Source organism: Actinomyces stomatis, from assembly GCF_031292835.1.
GTDB lineage: Bacteria > Actinomycetota > Actinomycetes > Actinomycetales > Actinomycetaceae > Actinomyces > Actinomyces stomatis.
The window spans coordinates 96170-116661 of the sequence record NZ_JASPEP010000001.1; the positions used below are offsets into that span (position 1 = coordinate 96170).

18 protein-coding genes are annotated in these 20492 nt (G+C 68.5%); 17 read left to right on the forward strand and 1 reads right to left on the reverse strand.

Features of this window, described 5'->3' with window-relative positions:
• Nucleotides 1–101: 101 nt before the first annotated feature.
• The 3 genes from uvrC (at nt 102) to RIV12_RS00430 (ending at nt 4101) form a co-directional block, all read left to right on the forward strand.
• The gene (gene uvrC, locus RIV12_RS00420; RefSeq protein WP_309321526.1) at nt 102–2258 is read left to right on the forward strand and encodes an excinuclease ABC subunit UvrC; all 2157 of its coding nucleotides are present in this window, start codon (nt 102–104) and stop codon (nt 2256–2258) included.
• 50 nt (nt 2259–2308) lie between these two features.
• Complete coding sequence (locus RIV12_RS00425; protein ID WP_009393315.1) at nt 2309–2521, forward strand: TOBE domain-containing protein; 213 nt, start codon at nt 2309–2311, stop codon at nt 2519–2521.
• A gap of 122 nt (nt 2522–2643) precedes the next feature.
• Nucleotides 2644–4101 carry a glycoside hydrolase family 1 protein gene (locus tag RIV12_RS00430; protein WP_309321528.1) on the forward strand — a complete coding sequence of 486 codons (1458 nt, stop codon included), beginning with the start codon at nt 2644–2646 and terminating at the stop codon, nt 4099–4101.
• A 31-nt stretch (nt 4102–4132) separates the two neighbouring features.
• Here the strand turns inward: RIV12_RS00430 and purT are convergent, their stop codons facing one another.
• Nucleotides 4133–5419, reverse strand: coding sequence for a formate-dependent phosphoribosylglycinamide formyltransferase (gene purT / locus RIV12_RS00435; RefSeq protein WP_309321530.1), 1287 nt, complete (start codon nt 5417–5419; stop codon nt 4133–4135).
• 120 nt (nt 5420–5539) lie between these two features.
• Here purT and rapZ point away from each other — a divergent pair, with 120 nt between their 5' ends.
• The 14 genes from rapZ to der all read left to right on the forward strand — a co-directional run bounded on the left by rapZ (nt 5540) and on the right by der (nt 20492).
• Nucleotides 5540–6514 carry an RNase adapter RapZ gene (rapZ, locus tag RIV12_RS00440; RefSeq protein WP_075417572.1) on the forward strand — a complete coding sequence of 325 codons (975 nt, stop codon included), beginning with the start codon at nt 5540–5542 and terminating at the stop codon, nt 6512–6514.
• 3 nt (nt 6515–6517) lie between these two features.
• Nucleotides 6518–7528, forward strand: coding sequence for a gluconeogenesis factor YvcK family protein (locus tag RIV12_RS00445; protein ID WP_075417571.1), 1011 nt, complete (start codon nt 6518–6520; stop codon nt 7526–7528).
• A gap of 276 nt (nt 7529–7804) precedes the next feature.
• On the forward strand, nt 7805–8785 hold the full coding sequence (gene whiA / locus RIV12_RS00450) for a DNA-binding protein WhiA (protein ID WP_075417570.1): 981 nt from the start codon (nt 7805–7807) through the stop codon (nt 8783–8785).
• A 249-nt stretch (nt 8786–9034) separates the two neighbouring features.
• Nucleotides 9035–10042, forward strand: a complete 1008-nt coding sequence (gene gap, locus RIV12_RS00455) for a type I glyceraldehyde-3-phosphate dehydrogenase (protein ID WP_075417569.1) — start codon at nt 9035–9037, stop codon at nt 10040–10042.
• 112 nt (nt 10043–10154) lie between these two features.
• Entirely contained in the window at nt 10155–11348 is a 1194-nt protein-coding gene (locus tag RIV12_RS00460) for a phosphoglycerate kinase (RefSeq protein WP_075417568.1), read from the forward strand.
• 15 nt (nt 11349–11363) lie between these two features.
• Entirely contained in the window at nt 11364–12143 is a 780-nt protein-coding gene (tpiA, locus tag RIV12_RS00465; protein ID WP_075417567.1) for a triose-phosphate isomerase, read from the forward strand.
• Between the two features lie 231 nt (nt 12144–12374).
• The gene (secG, locus tag RIV12_RS00470) at nt 12375–12617 is read left to right on the forward strand and encodes a preprotein translocase subunit SecG (RefSeq protein WP_060957940.1); all 243 of its coding nucleotides are present in this window, start codon (nt 12375–12377) and stop codon (nt 12615–12617) included.
• 79 nt (nt 12618–12696) lie between these two features.
• The gene (locus tag RIV12_RS00475) at nt 12697–13632 is read left to right on the forward strand and encodes a site-specific tyrosine recombinase XerD (protein ID WP_081380026.1); all 936 of its coding nucleotides are present in this window, start codon (nt 12697–12699) and stop codon (nt 13630–13632) included.
• A gap of 161 nt (nt 13633–13793) precedes the next feature.
• On the forward strand, nt 13794–14666 hold the full coding sequence (locus RIV12_RS00480; RefSeq protein ID WP_075417565.1) for a ParA family protein: 873 nt from the start codon (nt 13794–13796) through the stop codon (nt 14664–14666).
• Nucleotides 14656–15477, forward strand: coding sequence for a segregation and condensation protein A (locus RIV12_RS00485; RefSeq protein ID WP_075417564.1), 822 nt, complete (start codon nt 14656–14658; stop codon nt 15475–15477). The genes RIV12_RS00480 and RIV12_RS00485 overlap by 11 nt, the downstream gene beginning before the upstream one ends.
• On the forward strand, nt 15474–16073 hold the full coding sequence (scpB, locus tag RIV12_RS00490) for an SMC-Scp complex subunit ScpB (protein WP_075417563.1): 600 nt from the start codon (nt 15474–15476) through the stop codon (nt 16071–16073). The genes RIV12_RS00485 and scpB overlap by 4 nt, the downstream gene beginning before the upstream one ends.
• Nucleotides 16070–17044: a pseudouridine synthase gene (locus RIV12_RS00495; protein WP_075417562.1), complete on the forward strand. Its 975-nt coding sequence runs from the start codon at nt 16070–16072 to the stop codon at nt 17042–17044. The genes scpB and RIV12_RS00495 overlap by 4 nt, the downstream gene beginning before the upstream one ends.
• On the forward strand, nt 17041–18201 hold the full coding sequence (locus RIV12_RS00500; protein WP_075417561.1) for a prephenate dehydrogenase: 1161 nt from the start codon (nt 17041–17043) through the stop codon (nt 18199–18201). The genes RIV12_RS00495 and RIV12_RS00500 overlap by 4 nt, the downstream gene beginning before the upstream one ends.
• 131 nt (nt 18202–18332) lie before the next feature.
• Nucleotides 18333–20492: a bifunctional cytidylate kinase/GTPase Der gene (gene der, locus RIV12_RS00505; protein WP_075417636.1), complete on the forward strand. Its 2160-nt coding sequence runs from the start codon at nt 18333–18335 to the stop codon at nt 20490–20492.

The window sequence follows — 20492 nt, forward strand, 5'->3', positions numbered from 1 at the left end:
CTCGGGCCTCCCGTTGTTCCGGGGTCCCTCTGGGACTGGCGGCGACCGGCTGCTGGGCCATGTGTCGTGGACGAGGATGATTGGCGTCTACCCTAACGGGCATGGCCGACCCCTCGACGTACCGTCCTGCCCCGGGCGAGATTCCCACATCCCCGGGGGTCTACCGGTTCCTGGACGGGCAGGGACGCGTCATCTACGTCGGCAAGGCCAAGAACCTGCGTCAGCGTCTGTCCAGCTACTTCCAGGACCTTGCCGCCCTGCATCCGCGCACCCAGAAGATGGTCACCACCGCATGTGCCGTGGAATGGACGGTCGTGTCCACCGAGGTGGAGTCCCTGGCCCTGGAGTACTCCTGGATCAAGGAGTTCAACCCCCGTTTCAACGTCATGTACAAGGACGACAAGTCCTATCCCTACCTGGCGGTGACGATGGGGGAGACCCACCCCCGCGTCCAGGTGGTCCGCGGGGCCCGCAAACCGGGAACCCGCTACTTCGGTCCCTTCGTCCAGGCTTGGTCCATCCGTGAGACCGTCGACCAGCTGCTGCGAGTCTTCCCGGTGCGCTCCTGCTCCGCCGGTGTCTTCCGCCGTGCCCAGGCCTCGGGGCGTCCCTGTCTGCTGGGGTACATCGATAAGTGCTCAGCCCCCTGCGTGGGCCGTATCAGCCCGCAGGACCATCGGGCGCTGGCCGAGGACTTCTGCGCCTTCATGGCCGGCCGCACCGGCCCCTACCTGCGTCAGGTCGAGGCTGAGATGAAAGCCGCAGCCGCCGCCCTCGACTTCGAGAAGGCCGCTCGTCTGCGTGACGACGCCACCGCCCTGCGCAAGGTCATCGAGGGCAACGCCGTCGTCCTGCCCGACGCCACCGATGCCGACGTCTTCGCCCTGGTCCGCGACGAGCTCGAGGCCGCCGTCCAGGTCTTCCACGTCCGTGGCGGCCGGGTGCGCGGGCAGCGCGGCTGGGTCGTCGATCTCATCGACGACGCCGGGGACGCCGAGCTCATCGAACGCCTTCTCGAGCAGGTCTACGCCTCCCTCGTCGATCCCGCCGACGCCGGTGCCGTCCACCAGAGGGGCGCTCCCGCCTCCTCGGGCACCACCACCTCCGTCGGGGTGGGTGAGCGCGCCCCCTCCAGCCCCCAGCCCCGCAGCGGTCCCAACGGTTCCAGCAGCGAGGCCCCCAGGCGCAACGGCGAGTCGGCGGCCACGAGCGTCGACGACGTCGCCCACACGGCCACCACCGCGGTGCCCCGGGAGATCCTGGTTCCCGAGATGCCCAGCAACGCCGCCACCGTGCGGGCCTGGTTGGCCGGCCTGCGCGGCGCGAAGGTAGACCTGCGCGTTCCGCAGCGCGGCGACAAGGCCGCCCTCATGGACACGGTGCGCAAGAACGCAGAGGAGGCTCTGCGGCTGCACAAGACCCGGCGGGCGGGGGATCTCACCCAACGTACCCTCGCCCTTGATGAGCTCGCCGAGGCCCTCGACCTGGCCGAGGCGCCCCTGCGCATCGAGTGCTACGACATCTCCCACACCCAGGGCACCTATCAGGTCGGCTCCATGGTCGTCTTCGAGGACGGTGCGCCGCGCAAGTCCGACTACCGCCGCTTCACCGTGCGCGGCCAGGACGGAAACGGTGCCACTGATGACACCGCAGCCATGCACGAGGTCCTCACCCGGAGGTTCAAACGGCTCATCGCTGAGCAGGGACAGGGCGAGGCGGCCGCCCGCGCTGCCGAGGAGATCGAGGACGCCGAGGGTATCGCCGTTGCCTCCGGTCCTATCGACCCTGAGACCGGCAAGGCCCGGCGCTTCTCCTACGCGCCCGGACTCGTCGTCGTCGACGGCGGTCTGCCGCAGGTCAACGCCGCGCGTGCCGTGCTCGACGAGCTCGGCATCGACGTCCCGCTCATCGGCCTGGCCAAGCGTCTGGAGGAGTTATGGGTGCCGGGGGAGGAGTTCCCCGTCATCCTGCCACGCACGTCGCCCGCCCTCTACCTACTCCAGCACCTCCGGGACGAGTCCCACCGCTTCGCCATCACCCACCACCGCAAGAAGCGCTCGGCCGGCATGACCCGCTCCGTGCTGGACGGGATCCCCGGCCTGGGACCGGCTCGTCAGGCCGCCCTGCTGCGTGAGTTCGGCTCGGTCAAACGCATTCGGCAGGCCGACGTGGACGACATCACCCGTGTCAAGGGCATCGGACCGGCTCTGGCAGGTACTATCTTGGCTCACCTCAACAGTCCAGATACTCAACAGTAGTGTGATTTCACGATGTGCTGGACTGACGTCAACTCGAAAGGAAACCCCGTATGAGGATCTCTGCCCGCAACCAGCTGCCCGGTACTGTCGTCTCCATTGAGAAGGGTGCCGTCAACGGCGTCGTCAAGATCGAGGTCGCCCCCGGCGTCATCATCACCTCCTCCATCACCAACACGGCCATCGAGGAGCTCGAGCTGGCAGAGGGTAAGAAGGCAGTCGCCGTCGTCAAGGCCTCCTCCGTCATGGTGGGCCTTCAGGACTGAGGCCAGACGCTGCCGTGAGGCGCGGATCGGCACAGCCGTCAGTGCGATCATGGTAGGGGCGGTCACGGACCCGGAGCCTTCTGAACTTGCCACCTGGCAGAAGACACAGAGGATGAGGAGCTATGACTGTGCCATCGCCTGACCCCGACCTGCGCTTCCCCGCCGGCTTCCTGTGGGGCGGGGCCACCGCCGCCAATCAGATCGAGGGCGCTTACAACGAGGACGGCAAGGGTCTGTCCGTCCAGGACGTCATGCCCCGGGGCATCATGGCCCCGCCCACCCAGGCCCCCACGCCGGACAACCTCAAGCTCGAGGCCATCGACTTCTATCACCGCTACGTCGAGGACATCGCCCTGCTGGCGGAGATGGGAATCAAGGTCTTCCGCTTCTCCATCGCCTGGAGCCGCATCTTCCCGCTCGGCGATGAGACTGAGCCCAACGAGGAGGGGCTTGCCTTCTACGACCGGGTCCTCGATGAGCTCGAGAAGCACGGCATCGAGCCGCTGGTCACCATCAGCCACTACGAGACCCCGCTCCACCTGGCGCGCACCTATAACGGCTGGACCGACCGGCGCCTCATCGGCTTCTTCGAGCGCTACGCCCGTACCCTGTTCGAGCGCTACGGCAAACGGGTCACGTACTGGCTGACCTTCAACGAGATCAACTCCGTCCTCCACGAGCCCTTCCTGTCCGGCGGCATCGCCACGCCGAAGGGCAGGCTCAGCGAGCAGGACCTCTACCAGGCCATCCACCACGAGCTCGTTGCCTCCGCGGCCGCAACCAGGATCGCCCACGAGACCAACCCCGATATCCGGATCGGCTGCATGATCCTGGCCGTGCCCACCTACCCGCTCACCCCCGATCCCCGGGACGTGTGGGCGGCCAAGCAGGCCGAGCGCGCCAACTACGCCTTCGGGGACCTGCACGTGCGCGGTGAGTACCCCGGTTACCTGTGGCGGACCCTGCGGGACAAGGGCATCGAGCTGGAGATCACCGAGGAGGACCGTGCGCTGCTGCGGGAGCACACCGTCGACTTCGTCTCCTTCTCCTACTACATGTCCGTGTGCGAGACCGTCACCCAGTCGGCCGAGGCCGGCCGGGGCAACCTCATGGGCGGCGTGACCAACCCCACCCTCGAAGCCTCCGAGTGGGGATGGCAGATCGACCCGGCGGGCCTGCGCACCATCCTGAACGACTACTGGGACCGCTGGGGCAAGCCCCTGTTCATCGTCGAGAACGGTTTGGGGGCCAAGGACGTCCTGGTTGCCGGTCCTGACGGCGCCACGGTCGAGGACGACTACCGCATCGCCTACATGAACGATCACCTGGTCCAGGTCGCCGAGGCCATCGCCGACGGCGTCGAGGTCCTGGGCTATACCTCCTGGGGCTGCATCGACCTGGTCTCGGCCTCCACCGCCCAGATGTCCAAGCGCTACGGGTTCATCTACGTCGACCGCGACGACGACGGCAACGGCACCCTGGCCCGCTACCGCAAGAAGTCCTTCGGCTGGTACCGCGACGTCATCGCCTCCAACGGCGCCTCCCTCGTGCCCCCGACGCAGGAACCGCCGCAGGAGTAGTCACTGAGATTCCGCAGCCCGGGCGACTGGCTCAGACGCTGGGACGGATCGCCCGGGCCGCGGCCTGGGCCCGGTCTCTAGCGGCCTGGACGTCATCGGCGTAGGCCACCACGACCCCCAGACGACGCCCCTCGTGGGCCACGGGTTTGCCGAAGAGCCTCAGATCCACGCCCTCCTGAGCGAGCGCCTCATCAAGACCCGAGAAGCTCACGCCCTCACCAGGGACGGACTCGCCCGTCGCCTTAATGGTCGCCGAGGCTCCGGGGGAGCGCAGCGAGGTGTCCACGGGCAGCCCCAGCAGGGCACGGGCGTGCAGCTCGAACTCGCTCAGGCGCTGGCTCGCCAGCGTCACCAGACCGGTGTCGTGCGGGCGCGGAGAGACCTCGGAGAAGAGAACCTCCTCCCCGCAGATGAACAGCTCCACCCCGAACAGGCCCCAACCGCCCAGTGCCGTGGTCACGTTCTCAGCCAGCTGCTGAGCCCGCTCCAGGGCAACCGGGCTCAGGTGCTGCGGCTGCCAGGACTCCACGTAGTCCCCATCGACCTGCCGGTGCCCGATCGGCTCGCAGAAGCCCGTCACCGTCTCCCCGGTGGCTGGATGACGCCAGCGCACTGTGAGCAGGGTGATCTCGGTATCGAAACGCACGAAGCCCTCGACAATGACCCGGCCCCTGTCGACCCGTCCGTCGGCCGCCGCATAGCGCCAGGCCGCCTCCAGGTCCTCAGGTCCGCGCACCACCGACTGGCCGTGACCCGACGAGGACATGACCGGCTTGACCACGCACGGAAAGCCCACACGCTGAGCCCCCGCCCGCAGCTCGTCCAAGGACGAGGCGAAGGCGTAGGGACTGGTTGCCAGTCCCAGTTCCTCAGCCGCCAGACGGCGGATTCCCTCACGATTCATCGTCAGCTGCACCGCACGGGCGGTCGGCACCACCCGCACCTCGCCGGTGCTCTCCAGCGCCGCCAGGGCATCGGTGGCCAGCGCCTCGATCTCGGGGACGACGATGGCGGCGCCGCTGGCGCGGATAGCGGCCGTCAGCGCCTCGGGGTCACTCATGTCAACCGTCAGGGCGTTGTGCGCCACCTGCTGCGCTGGAGCCCCCTCGTAGCGGTCGATCGCCGTGACCTCCACCCCCAGGCGGCTGAGTGCGATCGTCACCTCCTTGCCGATCTCGCCGGCGCCCAGGAGCGCCACCTTCGTCGCGCTGCTGGTCCAGGGTGTGCCCAGGACCGGAGCTGTGGGCTGCCGCATCGCGGTCTCCTGGGACTCGCACGGGAGCGAGTGCGCCTGGTCGGCAATGGGGGAGGGGCTCATGGGGCCTCCTGGTGTCGGGCGCCGGGAACCGGCGGCAGTGAGTACTGGCGATGATGAAACGCTACCGGCAAACCGGCGTCGGCGACGGGTGGACCGACCTGGACGTGCGATGCTTGGGGCATGCATGACGAGCGTCGCCCTCAGCCCTCCTCCGTCAAGCGCAAGCGGCTTCAGGACACGGTTCCCATCGAGATCCCCGCACTCGATGAGGCGACCCCTCCGGTTCCGCCGGCAGAACGTCCCGAGCTGATCATTGTCACAGGCATGTCCGGGGCGGGACGCTCGCGCGCGGCCAACGCGCTGGAGGACCTCGACTGGTACGTCGTGGACAACCTGCCGCCCCAGCTGCTGCCCGCCCTGTCCGGAATGATGACGACGGTCGGCGCCGGTGTGCACCGTCTGGCCGCAGTCGTCGACGTGCGCAGTCGCGAGTTCTTCTCCCACTTCATGGACTATCTGCGCAAGGTCCGTAACAACGGCACCGACGTCAGGCTCATCTTCCTGGACGCCTCCGACGCCGTCCTGGTCAGACGCTTCGAGTCCTCCCGCAGACCCCACCCGCTGCAGGGCAACGGCTCCGTCCTCGACGGGATCGAGCATGAACGCACTCTCCTGGGCGGCTTGAGGGGCGTGGCCGACAGCGTCATCGACACCTCCAACTACTCCGTCCACGACCTCGCCCGCCGGGTACGTGAGCTCGTGGCGCACGAGTCCGATCTGGCCCTGCGCATCAATGTCATGTCCTTCGGGTTCAAGTACGGCATCCCCCTGGATGCCGACCACGTCCTGGACGTGCGCTTCATCCCCAACCCCTACTGGGTCTCCGAGCTGCGACACCTCACCGGACGTGACGCACCAGTGGCCGACTACGTCTTCGCACAGAAGGGGGCGGCGGCCTTCGTCGACGGGTACGCCGACCTGCTCATCCCTGCGCTTCCGCAGTACATTGATGAGCTCAAGCCTCACGTTACTCTGGCTGTGGGCTGCACCGGCGGCAAGCACCGCTCCGTGGCCTCGGCGGAGAGGCTCGGGGCCAGGTTGAGGCGCGGAGGCTTCGAGGTCGTTGTTCAGCACCGTGACCTGGGACGGGAGTAGGCAGTGGGAACAACGATCGATGTGGCGGGCTGGCCCCGCCGCGGTGAGGAGGGACCGGCCATCGTCGCGTTGGGGGGCGGGCACGGTCTGTCCGCCACACTCCGCGCGCTGCGTCACGTCACCCACCGGCTCACCGCCGTCGTCACGGTCGCCGACGACGGCGGCTCGTCAGGACGCCTGCGCCGGGAGTTCGACTGCCTGCCGCCAGGAGACCTGAGAATGGCGCTGGCGTCGCTCTGCGAGGACTCCGAGTGGGGCCTCACCTGGCGAGACGTGCTCCAACACCGTTTCGAGGGACAGGGCGAGCTCGACAACCACGCTCTGGGGAACCTGCTCATCCTGGCGCTGTGGCAGCTGCTGGGGGACGAGGTCGCAGGGCTCGACTGGGTGGGGCGCCTGCTGACGATCCACGGTCGCGTCGTGCCCATGTCCTCCTCACCCCTGGTCATCGAGGCCGACATCGTCTCCGGAGGGAACCGGCGCCGGGTCAGTGGGCAGGTGGCGGTGGCCTCGGCCCGCGGACGTCTGGAGAACGTGGTGATGGTTCCCGAGGACGCCGACGCCCACCCAGAGGCGCTGCGCGCCATCGATGAGGCGGAATGGGTGGTCCTGGGGCCCGGCTCCTGGTACACCTCAGTGCTGCCGCACCTCATCCTGCCGTCCATGCGTCGTGCGCTGGTGAACACCTCGGCCCGCAAGGTCGTGGTCCTCAACCTCTCCGCTCAGCAGGGCGAGACCGACGGGATGACCATCGCCGATCACCTACGGGTCCTGCGCCAGTACGCGCCCGACCTGCGCCTGGACGTGGTGCTGGCCGACCCCTCCACCGTTGAGGACGTCGCTGATCTTGAAGCGGTGGCCACAGCCATGGGGGCCACCGTCGTCCTGCGCCAGGTGCGCACCGGCGAGGCCCTGTGCCACCACGACCCGCTGCGCCTGGCAGCCGCCTTCCGGGACGCCTTCGAAGGAGCGCTGGGGGACGTCACCGATCGCGGCGAGCATGATGAAACGTGACGCTCGACTCATTAAGGAGTTCTGCTGCTCACAATCGTTCATAATTCTCCGCGGCCGCGTCCAGCCGGCTGCCGGGTGCTGCGGCTAAGAATTCTCCATTGATACGCCTCGGGCGCCGTAAGACATCGCTCTGTCATCTCAGCCGTTTCGCCCGCTGCCTGGTCCGCGTCCGTTCGAGCAGCGAGTCGCCAGCACCTGGGATGCCCCGGCAACGGCCGCAGCGTCAACCATTCCACCCATACTGAATCACGAACCCCGACCACGAGGAGCCCGCCCATGTCGCTGACGGTCACCGTCAAGGATGAGCTTGCGCTCGTCGCTACTGAGAACGCCGCCCAACGACGGGCGGAGGTCTCCGCGATGCTGCGCTTCGCCGGAGGGCTCCATATCGTCTCCGGGCGCATCGTTGTCGAGGCCGAGCTCGACCACGGAGGAGCCGTGCGCCGACTGCACCAGCACCTCAAGGAGCTCTACGGGATGGAGCCCGAGGTCATGGTGGTCCAGGGCGGATCCCTGCACAGAGGATCCCGCTACGTGCTGCGAGTGACGCAGCGGGGCAAGGACCTGGCCCGGCTGTCTGGGCTGGTCGACGACCGAGGCCGACCAGTGCGAGGCATGCCGGTGGCCGTCATCCAGGGCGGGCGCAACGCCGCCGCTGCCGCCTGGCGCGGAGCCTTCCTGGCCCGCGGTTCCCTGACCGAGCCCGGCCGGTCCTCCTCCTTGGAGGTCACCTGCCCCGGTTCGGAGGCAGCACTGGCCCTTGTCGGGGCTGCGCGGCGCTTCGACATCTCCGCCAAGGCCCGAGAGGTACGTGGGGCCGACCGCGTCGTCGTTCGTGACGGCGAGGCCATTGGTGTCCTCCTGGAGCGGATGGGGGCGCCGGAGGCCTTCAAGGTGTGGGCCGAGCGTCGATCCCGGCGCGAGTCGCGGGGGACCGCCAACCGTCTGGCCAACTTCGACGACGCCAACCTGCGTCGTTCCGCCCGTGCCGCTGTGGCCTCGGGGGCCCGGGTCGAACGCGCCTTCGAGATCCTCGGGGACGATGTCCCCGCCCACCTGCTTCAGGCCGGCCGCTTGCGCATCGCACACAAGCAGGCGTCCCTGGAGGAGCTCGGGCAGCTCTCCGACCCGCAGCTGACCAAGGACGCCGTCGCCGGGCGTATCCGCCGGCTCCTCGCCATGGCGGACAAGCAGGCTCATGAGCTGGGCATCCCCGACACTGAGTCGGTTCTCACCCAGGAGATGCTCGAACCCTGAGCCAAGATGGGACCTCTGTCCTTGCCTCAGGGGTGGCCGATGGTCATTGGTCCCCGTGTGGGCTGGCTTGTGCATCACAGTGTTCGCCCGTGGCGTGGTCGGCGACTCCCAGCGCCTGCCCAGTGTGACTAGACTCGGCCGTGCCGGAGCTGAATCGGATCTGAGCTGAAGAAGTTCCGGAGCACACGCCATGTGTGAGAAGAGCCCAGCAACCGTGCGCCGCCAACCGGCGCACTAGGAGGACACAAAGTGACCACCCGCGTTGGTATTAACGGCTTCGGCCGGATCGGCCGCAACTTCTTCCGTGCCGCCCTCGAGCAGGGCGCTGACATCGAGGTTGTCGCCGTCAACGACCTGACGGACAACAAGACCCTGGCCCACCTGCTCAAGTACGACTCGATCCTCGGTCGTTTCAACGGCGAGGTCTCCTACGACGAGGATGGCATCACCGTCAACGGCAAGCACATCAAGGTGCTCGCTCAGCGCAACCCCGCCGACCTGCCCTGGGGCGACCTGGGCGTCGAGGTCGTCGTGGAGTCCACCGGCTTCTTCACCGACGGCGAGAAGGCCAAGGCCCACCTCGACGGTGGCGCCAAGAAGGTCGTCATCTCCGCTCCCGCCAAGAACGTCGACGGCACCTTTGTCATGGGTGTCAACGAGGGCGACTACGACAACGCCACGATGAACATCGTGTCCAACGCCTCGTGCACCACCAACTGCCTCGCCCCCCTGGCCAAGGTTCTCCACGAGAACTTCGGCATCGAGCGCGGCATCATGACCACCATCCACTCCTACACGGGTGACCAGCGCGTCCTCGACGCCCCGCACAGCGACCTGCGCCGTGCCCGCGCCGCCGCGCTGAACATGATCCCCACCAAGACCGGTGCCGCTCAGGCCGTGGCCCTCGTCCTTCCCGCACTCAAGGGCAAGTTCGACGGTCTGGCCGTGCGCGTCCCCACCCCGACCGGCTCGCTGACCGACCTGACCTTCATCGCCGAGAAGGAGGTCTCCGTCGAGGCCGTCAAGGCCGCCGTCAAGGCCGCCGCCGAGGGTGAGCTCAAGGGCGTTCTCGAGTACACCGAGGACCCGATCGTCTCCACCGACATCGTGGGCAACCCGCACACCTCGATCTTCGACGCCACCGAGACCAAGGTCATCGGCAACCTCGTCAAGGTCCTCTCCTGGTACGACAACGAGTGGGGCTACTCCAACGCCCTGGTCCGCCTGACCGCTCTGGTCGGCTCCAAGCTCGCCTGAGACCAGACCGAGAGCATGACTCTCTAGAAGACGGCGCCCGCGCCACGCTATGCGTGCGCGGGCGCCGTCCTTCCCACACCCACACCATCACCCACAACCGATGAGAGGCTTCATGAAGACCATCGAGTCCCTGGGCGACCTCAAGGGCAAGCGAGTCCTGGTCCGCTCCGACTTCAACGTGCCGCTGGACGCCGACAAGAACATCACCGACGACGGCCGTATCCAGGCCGCTCTGCCCACCCTGCGCACCCTGCTCGACGCCGGCGCCAAGGTGATCATCACCGCCCACCTGGGACGCCCCAAGGGGCAGGTCAACCCCGACTACTCCCTGGCTCCCGTCGCCAAGCGTCTCGCCGAGGTCACCGGCGTCAAGGTGACCCTCGCCGAGGACACCGTGGGCGAGTCCGCCAAGGCCGCCGTCGCAGCAGCCGGTGACGGTGAGATCGTCCTGCTGGAGAACGTGCGGTTCAACGCCGCCGAGACCTCCAAGGACGACACCGAGCGCGAGGCCTTCGCCGCCGAGCTCGCCGCTCTGGCCGACGTCTTCGTCTCCGACGGCTTCGGCGTCGTGCACCGCAAGCAGGCCTCCGTCTACGACGTCGCCAAGTTGTTGCCCTCCGCCGCCGGTCTGCTCGTCGTCAAGGAGATCGAGTCCCTGGGACGCGCCGTCAACAACCCCGAGCGCCCCTACACCGTGGTGCTCGGTGGCTCCAAGGTCTCCGACAAGCTCGGCGTCATCTCCAACCTGCTGGGCAAGGCCGACCGCCTCCTCATCGGCGGCGGCATGGCCTACACCTTCCTGGCCGCCCAGGGCCACGAGGTGGGCACCTCCCTGCTGGAGAAGGACCAGATCGACACCGTCAAGGGCTACCTGGAGATCGCCAAGGCCAACGGCGTCGAGCTGCTGCTGCCCGTTGACACCGTCGTGGCCCCCGCCTTCGCCTCGGACGCCCCGGCCACTGTGGTGCCCGCCGACGGGCTGCCCGCCGACCAGATGGGTCTGGACATCGGCCCTGAGACGCGACAGCTCTTCGCTGACGCCATCGCCACCTCCAAGACCGTGGTGTGGAACGGCCCCATGGGCGTCTTCGAGTTCCCGGCCTTCGCTGAGGGCACCAAGGCAGTGGCCAAGGCGATCTCCGAGTCCGACGCCTTCTCCGTCATCGGCGGTGGCGACTCCGCCGCCGCCGTGCGCACGCTCGGCTTCGATGAGGCCACGTTCTCCCACATCTCCACCGGTGGAGGCGCCTCCCTCGAGCTCCTCGAGGGCAAGACCCTGCCCGGTATCGCAGTGCTCAACGACTGAAGGAAGGCAACCCAGATGAGTAACCGCACCCCGCTCATGGCGGGCAACTGGAAGATGAACCTCGACCACCTCGAGGCCAACCATCTCGTCCAGGGCCTGGCCATGGAGCTCAAGGACCGCGATCACGACTACACCAAGTGCGAGGTCCTTGTGATCCCGCCCTTCACGGACATCCGCACCGTGCAGACCATCGTCGAGGCCGACTCCCTGAGCATCAAGTACGGCGCCCAGGACGTCTCCATCCACGACAACGGCGCCTACACCGGTGAGATCTCCACCGAGATGCTCACCAAGCTCGGCGTCAGCTACGTGGTCATGGGCCACTCCGAGCGCCGTGAGTACCACGGCGAGTCCGACGCCCTCGTGGGCGCTAAGGCCCGCAAAGTGCTCGACGCCGGTATGACCCCCATCCTGTGCTGCGGCGAGGCCCTCGAGATCCGCAAGGCGGGTACCCACGTCGACTTCGTCCTGGGGCAAATCCGCGCCGCCCTTGAAGGATGGAGCGGAGAGGACGTTGCCAAGATCGTCATCGCCTACGAGCCCATCTGGGCCATCGGCACCGGCGAGACCGCCACCGCCGAGGACGCCCAAGAGGTGTGCGGAGCGATCCGCGAGGCCCTGCGCGCCGACTACGGTGACGCCACCGCTGACGCCACCCGCATCCTCTACGGCGGTTCCGCCAAGCCCGACAACATCAAGGAGCTCATGGCCCAGCCCGACGTCGACGGCGCGCTCGTCGGCGGAGCCTCCCTCAAGGCGGACTCCTTCGCCGCCATGGCGAACTTCTACGCCTGAGCGGCCCGAGCCGCGACGGAGGAGGCGAGCGATCACGTCCCCGTAGCGTCTCACCGCTCACCGTCCGGGTCCCGGACACCTCACATCGCGAGGTGTCCGGGACCCTGCACGTTGCAGGTAGACTGCCAGGCGGACAGGTGGGGGCGCGGACCCTGTCGGGAGTCGCGCCGGACCCAGCCGGAGCGTGAGGCCCCCGCAGCAAGACGGAACCAACAACGAAGGGAACGTGACGTGAACGTAGTGCGTATCGTCCTTCAGGTGCTGCTCGTCCTCTCGAGCTTCTTCCTCATCATGTCGATCCTCCTGCACAAGGGTAAGGGCGGCGGTCTGTCGGATATGTTCGGAGGCGGTATCTCCTCCTCGGCCGGGTCCTCCGGCGTGGCCGAGCGCAACCTCGACCGCATCACGGTGGCCGTGGCCGTCATCTGGACGATCACGATCGTCGGGCTCGGCCTGGTCGCCAAGCTCGGCTGAGCGTCGGCGGATTCTGACGAGCACTGCGCACACGACGGATCCAGCCGTCGACACCACCCCCGATCCGCGTGGCGACGTCCTGGACCGGGGGCTACGCGGCTACCTCGCCCACCTGCGTGTCGAACGCGGGCTGAGCCCCCACACCCTGAGTGCCTACGAGCGCGACCTCGGCCGTTACCTGCGTTACCTGAGAAGCGCCGGCATCTCAGCCCCGCAGGAGGTGAGCCGCAATGACGTGGCTGGTTTCCTCGAGGTCCTGCGCACCGGATCCGACGGCGCCCGCCCGCTGGCGTCGTCGTCGGCATCCAGAACCGTGACCGCAGTGCGCGGCTGGCACAAGTTCCTCATGGCCGAGGGCACCACCTCCCAGGATCCCTCGGCCACCGTGCGCCCTCCCCAACCCGGAAGACGCCTGCCCAAGGCCCTGGGCATTGAGGAGGTCCGTCTCCTCCTGGAGGCCGCAGGCGTCGATGACTCTCCGGTGAGTCTGCGCGATCGGGCCCTGCTCGAGGTCCTCTATGCCACTGGCGCCCGCATCTCCGAGGCGGTGGGTCTCGTCGTCGACGACCTCGACACCGACTCCCGGCTGCTGCGGCTGTTCGGCAAAGGACGCAAGGAACGCGTGGTTCCCATGGGGGCCTACGCCTGGGAGGCGCTGGACGCCTACCTGGTGCGAGGCCGACCGGTCCTGGCCGAGAAGGGCAGGGGAGTGCCGCAGGTCTTCCTCAACACCCTGGGCAGGCCCCTGAGCCGGCAGAGTGCCTGGGCCGTCCTGCGGCAGGCCGCTGAACGGGCCGGGCTCATCGGGGTGGACTCCGCCGACGAGCGGCGCATCTCCCCCCACACCCTGCGCCACTCCTTCGCCACGCATCTGCTGGCAGGAGGGGCCGACGTCCGTGTCGTCCAGGAGATGCTCGGACACGCCTCGGTCACCACCACCCAGATCTACACGAAGGTCACCGTTGACCACCTGCGGGAGGTCTACGCCACCAGTCACCCGCGGGCGCTGGCCTGATCAACGAGCGCATCACCGCAGGTCGTGCTCCCGGTTCTCAGTGTGGGAAGCCTGGGTGCGCACCGGGCTACGCCTGAAAGCAGGGACCTGCCTGGGCTGTTCTCTGGCGTGTCCTGTCTGAACTGGGCGATGTCGGTCGGCTTTCGACTAGGCTGGATGACGTGAATGACTCCATCCAGCCAGGCCTGATCGACAACCCCGGCACCGAAGAGAGCGAGGAGAAGGACTTCCCCGTTCCCGCGCCGCTGGAGTCGCACGGACCCGCTCGGGTCATCTCCATGTGCAACCAGAAGGGCGGCGTCGGAAAGACCACGACGACGATCAACCTCGGAGCGGCTCTGGCCGAGCTGGGGCGCAGGGTCCTTATCGTCGACTTCGACCCCCAGGGAGCGGCATCGGCCGGCCTGGGCATCAACGCCCATGAGCTCGACTCCACCATCTATGACCTGCTCGTCGCCAGTCGTCCGGACATTCGCACGGTCATCCACGAGACCACGGTGGAGGGTCTGGACATCGTCCCGGCCAACATCGACCTGTCCGCCGCAGAGGTCCAGCTCGTCAACGAGGTCGCCCGCGAGCAGGCCCTCAAGCGGGTGCTGCGTCCAGTGCTCGACGAGTACGACGTGATCCTCGTGGACTGCCAGCCCTCGCTCGGGCTGCTGACCATCAACGCCCTGACGGCCTCCCACGGCGTCATCATCCCGCTGGAGACCGAGTTCTTCGCCCTGCGCGGGGTGGCGCTCCTGGTGGAGACCGTCGAGCGGGTCAAGGACCGTCTCAACGCCACCCTGGAGATCGACGGCATCCTCGCCACCATGGTGGACTCCCGTACCCTGCACTCACGAGAGGTGCTCGAGCGCCTGGAGCAGGCCTTCGGTGAGCAGCTCTTCGACACGCGCATCCGGCGCACGATCAAGTTCCCGGACGCCTCCGTGGCCAATGAGCCGATCACCAGCTACGCGCCCTCCCACCCCGGCGCGGACGCCTACCGCCGGCTTGCCCGCGAGGTCATCGCCCGCGGCGATGTCGCCTGAGCCGGAGGAGCAGGGGCCGCCCCGGCTGCCCGGATTCAGTGTCACGCTGCCCCAGTTCGAGGGGCCCTTCGACCTGCTTCTGAGCCTCATCGCCCGCAAAAGGCTGGACGTCACCGAGCTGGCGCTGGCCGAGGTGACCGATGACTTCATCGCCCACATGCGCTCGGACTGGGACCTGGGGCGCGCATCGGAGTTCATCGTCGTGGCCTCCACCCTCCTGGCTCTCAAGGCACACCGCCTTCTGCCTCATGACGAGGATGAGGAGGAGCCCGACCTCGAGCTGCTCGAGGCCCGTGACCTGCTCTTCGCCCGGCTCCTGCAGTACCGGGCCTTCAAAGAGGCCGCAGCGGCCTTCCGTCACCGGGCGGAGACCTCCGCACGCAGCCACCCTCGCATCGTCGCCCTGGAACCGCATCTGGCGGCGTTACTGCCCAGGCTCGTGGCCACCATCACTCCAGAGGAGCTGACGCGGCTGGCGGTCGGAGCCTTCACCCGTCCCACGGATCCAGGTGTCCAGACCGTCCACCTTCACGAGCGGGTACCGGTCGGGGAACAGCTGAACCTCATCGCCCTCAGGCTGCGCCGTCACGGAACCCTGACCTTCGCCCAGATCATTGAGGACGCCGAGCGTACCGCCGTCGTGGTGGCTCGGTTCCTGGCTCTGCTCATTCTCCACCGGCAGGGCAGCGCTGAGCTGGACCAGCCCGAGGCCATGGGCGAGATCACCGTGACCTGGTGCGGCGGCCAGGACGATCTGACCGGCATGATGACCTCCAAGAACCTCACTGAGCTCGAGGAGGAATTCGCATGAGCGAGGCCGCAGAGCCTCAGCTGCGCAGCGCCGCTGAGGCCATCCTCATTGTTGCCGATGAACCGGTGACCACCACTGCGATCGCCGAGGCCCTCGGCGTCGAGGAGAGCGTCTGCGAGGAGCTGCTCGAGGGCCTGGCTGCCGAGTACCGGGGAGAGGCGCCCGGCACCCGGCCTCACGGATTCCTTCTGCGACGTGCGGCGGGCGGGTGGCGCTTCGCCTCCGTGCCCGAGCACGCCGACCTCGTCGAGCAGTTCATCATCGGTGGCGCCACCGCACGGTTGAGCCAGGCCGCTCTGGAGACACTGGCCGTCGTCGCCTACCGGCAGCCGGTCACTCGGGGGCGCGTCGCGGAGATCCGTGGTGTCAATGTCGACGGTGTCATGCGCACCCTGCACGCCCGCGGCCTCATCGAGGAGGCCGGCGCCGAGACCTCCGGTGCGATCCTGTACCGGACCACGGGAGAGTTCCTGGAGTACCTGGGAATCGACTCCCTGGACGAGCTGCCACCCTTGGCTCCCTACCTTCCCCGTGCTGAGGCACTGGGGGAGATCGTCGAACAGGCCGATGAGATGGCCGGTAGGAGGACCCCATGACCCCGAGGAACCGCCACGCCCGAACCGAGTCCGTACCCCACAGCGACTTCGGGGCGCAGGAGTTCTACGACGAGGACGATCTCGAGGAACTGGACGAGAAGACCGACGCCGCCGACCTGGCCGCCTTCGACGCCGAGGCCATCGACGAGGACGAGGAGTCCCATCTGCTCGCCATGCGTGAGCGCGCCACCAAGGGCGGCCAGGACGACCCGCACGTCGCCTCCGGACAGCGGCTGCAGAAGGTCCTCGCCCACGCAGGAGTCGCCTCACGCCGCGCCTGCGAGCAGCTCATCGCCAACGGCCGCGTCAGCATCGACGGCATCACCGTCACCGAGGTTGGCGTCAGGGTGAACCCGCTGACACAGGAGATCCGTGTCGACGGCAGCCGGATCCTTACCAACCCCGAGCTCATCACTCTCATGCTCCACAAGCCGGCCGGGGTCGTCACCACTATGGAGGACCCCGAGGGCCGTCCGACCGTGGCCCAGTACGGACGCGACTACCTGGCCGAGCACCCCGAGCTTCCCGACTCACTGCGCCTGGTTCACGTCGGCCGCCTCGACACCGAGACCGAGGGGCTGCTTCTGCTGTCCAACGACGGCGAGCTCTCCCACAGGCTCATGCACCCCAGCTTCGAGATCGCCAAGACCTATGTTGCCATCGTCGAGGGACAGGTCGAGCCCTGGGTCCCACGCAAGCTGCGGCGGGGCATCGAGCTGGAGGACGGTGAGGCCAAGGCGGACCGAGTCACCGTCAAGGACTCCGGACCACGTGGCTCCATCGTCGAGATCACTCTCCACTCCGGCAAGAACCGTATCGTGCGGCGCATGCTGGACGCCGTTGGCCACCCTGTGACGCGTCTGGCGCGCACCAGGCTGGGACCTCTGCGGCTGGGTAACCTGCGCCCCGGTGAGACCCGCACCCTCACCGGCGAGGAGATCGCCGCGCTGCAGCAGGAGGTCGGTCTGTGAACACTCCCGAGCCGCTGACGTCGGTGTCCACGCGTGGGCCGGTACTCATCGTTGGTACAGGACTGCTGGGAACCTCGCTCGCCCTGGCGCTGCGGGCGGCGGGTGTCGAGGTGCAGCTCTCCGACACCTCACCCACGTCCCTGGCCCTGGCCCGAGACATGGGGGCGGGAACGCTCCACGGGAAGGACAGTTCCGAGCCGCGGGTCATCGTCGTGGCCACGCCCCCCGACGTGACCGCCGACGTCGTCGTCGCGCAGCTGAGTGCCCACCCGAATGCGGTGGTCACTGACGTCGCCTCGGTCAAGGAACGGGTCGTCGCCGAGGTTCGGGCCCGTGCGGGAGCGCAGGCGCGCAGGTACGTCGGCTCCCACCCGATGGCGGGTCGGGAGCGCTCGGGTGCCGGCGCCGCTGACTCCGACCTCTTCGCCGGGCGCCCCTGGGTGGTGGTTGGTCAGGACTCGGATCCGCAGGCGGAGCTGGTCATCAGGAATCTGGCGGTCGATGTGGGCGCCAGCCCGGTGCGCATGGGTGCGGTGGAGCACGATGCCGCCGTCGCCGCCGTGTCCCACATGCCCCAGCTCGTCTCCTCGCTCGTGGCCGCTCGCCTGGAGGAGCTGGGGGAGGGGGCCCTGGCCCTGTCGGGGCAAGGACTTCGTGACGTCACGCGGATCGCTGCCTCGGACCCCAGGTTGTGGTCCGCCATCATCGTGGGTAATGCGGGGCCCGTGACCGACCTGCTGCGCCGGATCAGTGATGATCTCAGTGCTCTGATCACGGGGATCGAGGCGGCCACCCGCGATCCGGACGGCCCGGAGCACACAGGCCCGGGAGCGGCGCGTGTTGCCGCTCCCGGGGCCGTCGGTGCGGTCACCGACCTCATGACCCGGGGAAACGTCGGCCGAGCGCGGATCCCCGGTAAGCACGGTGGGGCGCCGCGCCGCTACACCGAGGTCCAGGTGCTGGTACCCGACGCCGCCGGCGAGCTGGGCAGGCTCTTGTCCGACGTTGGAGCCGCCGGTGTCAACATCGAGGACTTCTCCCTGGAGCACTCGGCCGGGCAGAGCGCCGGCATCGCCCTCATCTCCGTCCTGCCGGCGGTCGCTCAACGGCTGGAGGAGGCGCTGGACACCCAGGGCTGGCGCGTCGTCGCTGGCTGAAGCCGGTTAATCCGTTGGTGGTGAGGCCTGCCTGTGTCAGTACTCATGGGGGTCTGATCCGCAGTATCGCGCTGGAGTGTGGGACGCTTGGCCCAGTTCATCACCGGAATCGGACCCTGATGGAGGGCACCATGGGAATCGTCGTTGCGATCGACGGACCAAGCGGATCGGGCAAGTCCACCGTCTCCCGGCGCGTCGCCGCCGAGCTGGGACTGGCCTACCTGGACACCGGTGCCATGTACCGGGCCGCCGCCTGGTGGTGCGAGCACGAGGGCGTCGACCTGGACGATGGGGCCGCCGCCGCCGAGGCCGTCGCCGCGATGCCGCTGCACATGGGTCTGGATCCCGAGCACCCCACCTTCACCGTGGACGGAACGGATGTATCGACCGCGATCCGCGACCCGCACATCGCCACAGTCGTCTCCAAGGTCGCCACCAACCTCGAGGTGCGCGCCGAGCTGGCGCGCCGCCAGCGCGAGATCATCCGCTTCGAGGCGACCGGGCACACTGGGGCCTTCTCCGAGGGCGCCGGCATCGTGGCCGAGGGGCGGGACATCACCACCGTCATAGCGCCGGACGCCGATGCCCGTCTGCTGGTGACCGCCTCGGAGGAGGCCCGTCTGGCACGCCGCGCCGGGGACCTGGAGGCCGCAGGCGAGCAGATCGACGCCGCAGCCCTGCGCGACCAGGTGGTGCGCCGCGACCGTGATGACGCCACGGTCTCCCAGTTCCTCACCGCACCCGAGGGCGTCACCCTGGTGGACACCTCGGAGATGACCCTGGAGCAGTCCGTCGAACGGGTCCTGGACCTGGTGGAGGAGGCCGCTGACGCCGCTGCCCAGCGGGACGCCGAGGAGGACCTGCGGGCCCAGGCCATGCGCGCCGGACTGGCCGACTACGAGCTCGATGAGGAGGACCTCGCCCTCCTGGAGGCCGACGGGGGCCTGCCCACCGGTGACAGCGTCGAGCCCGGACTGCCGGTCCTGGCCGTCGTCGGCCGGCCCAACGTGGGCAAGTCGACGCTGGTCAACCGGGTCCTGGGGCGTCGCGAGGCCGTCGTCCAGGACACCCCCGGTGTCACCCGCGACCGGGTCTCCTACCCGGCGGAGTGGGCCGGGCGCCGCTTCACCATCGTCGACACCGGCGGCTGGGAGGTGGACGTGGCCGGCCTCGACGCCGCCGTGGCCACCCAGGCCGAGGTCGCCGTCGAGATGGCCGACGCCGTCCTGCTCGTCGTCGACGCCCAGGTCGGCATCACCGAGACCGACGCCCGCGTGGTGCGGATGCTGCGTCGCAGCGGCAAGCCGGTGGTCCTGGCCGCCAACAAGGTCGACTCCCCGGCGCAGGAGGGGGACGCCGCTGCTCTGTGGAACCTGGGGTTGGGCGAGCCCTTCCCGGTCTCGGCCCTGCACGGCCGGGGTAGCGGCGAAGTCCTCGACGCCGTCATGGAGATCCTCCCGGAGGTCTCCGCCGTGGCCTCTGCGGCGCCGGAGGGGGACCTGCACCGCATCGCCCTCGTGGGGCGGCCCAATGTCGGCAAGTCCTCGCTGCTGAACTCCATCGCGGGAAGGGAACGCGTCGTCGTCAACGAGATCGCGGGCACCACCCGTGACCCGGTCGACGAGATCATTGAGCTCGACGGGCGTCAGTGGGTCTTCGTCGACACCGCAGGGATCCGCCGGCGCGTCAAGCAGTCACGGGGCGCCGACTACTACGCGGTGCTGCGCACGCAGGGCGCCATCGACAAGGCCGAGGTCGCCGTCGTCCTCCTGGACGCCTCCGAGCCGATCAGTGAGCAGGACGTACGCGTCGTCCAGCAGGCCGTCGACGCCGGCCGCGCCCTGGTGCTGGTCAACAACAAGTGGGACCTGGTGGACGAGGAGCGTCAGAAGATGCTTCTGTGGGAGGTCGAGCACGACCTGGCCCACGTCTCCTGGGCCCCCCACATCAACCTGGCCGCCCGGACCGGATGGCACACCAACCGGCTCGTGCGCGCCCTCGACGCCGCCCTGGAGGGCTGGACCACACGTGTGCCCACGGGCCGGCTCAACGGATTCCTGGGCCAGCTGCAGTCGGCCACCCCGCACCCGGTGCGCGGCGGCAAGCAGCCCCGCATCCTCTTCGCCACCCAGGTTCAGGTGGCCCCGCCCCGGATCGTCATCTTCACTACCGGTTTCCTCGACGCCGGATACCGGCGCTTCATCGAGCGCCGCCTGCGCGAGGAGTTCGGCTTCACAGGCACCCCCATCCAGATCGGGGTGCGCGTACGCGAGAAGCGTCAACGGCGCTGA

Bases quoted from the DNA above. Each gene is read 5' to 3' on its own strand.
- rapZ (WP_075417572.1), top strand. From the start codon at position 5,540: ATGCATGACGAGCGTCGCCCTCAGCCCTCCTCCGTCAAGCGCAAGCGG.
- RIV12_RS00460 (WP_075417568.1), top strand. From the start codon at position 10,155: ATGAAGACCATCGAGTCCCTGGGCGACCTCAAGGGCAAGCGAGTCCTG.
- whiA (WP_075417570.1), top strand. From the start codon at position 7,805: ATGTCGCTGACGGTCACCGTCAAGGATGAGCTTGCGCTCGTCGCTACT.
- der (WP_075417636.1), top strand. From the start codon at position 18,333: ATGGGAATCGTCGTTGCGATCGACGGACCAAGCGGATCGGGCAAGTCC.
- tpiA (WP_075417567.1), top strand. From the start codon at position 11,364: ATGAGTAACCGCACCCCGCTCATGGCGGGCAACTGGAAGATGAACCTC.
- scpB (WP_075417563.1), top strand. From the start codon at position 15,474: ATGAGCGAGGCCGCAGAGCCTCAGCTGCGCAGCGCCGCTGAGGCCATC.
- RIV12_RS00485 (WP_075417564.1), top strand. From the start codon at position 14,656: ATGTCGCCTGAGCCGGAGGAGCAGGGGCCGCCCCGGCTGCCCGGATTC.
- RIV12_RS00430 (WP_309321528.1), top strand. From the start codon at position 2,644: ATGACTGTGCCATCGCCTGACCCCGACCTGCGCTTCCCCGCCGGCTTC.
- purT (WP_309321530.1), bottom strand. From the start codon at position 5,419: ATGAGCCCCTCCCCCATTGCCGACCAGGCGCACTCGCTCCCGTGCGAG.
- uvrC (WP_309321526.1), top strand. From the start codon at position 102: ATGGCCGACCCCTCGACGTACCGTCCTGCCCCGGGCGAGATTCCCACA.
- RIV12_RS00495 (WP_075417562.1), top strand. From the start codon at position 16,070: ATGACCCCGAGGAACCGCCACGCCCGAACCGAGTCCGTACCCCACAGC.
- RIV12_RS00425 (WP_009393315.1), top strand. From the start codon at position 2,309: ATGAGGATCTCTGCCCGCAACCAGCTGCCCGGTACTGTCGTCTCCATT.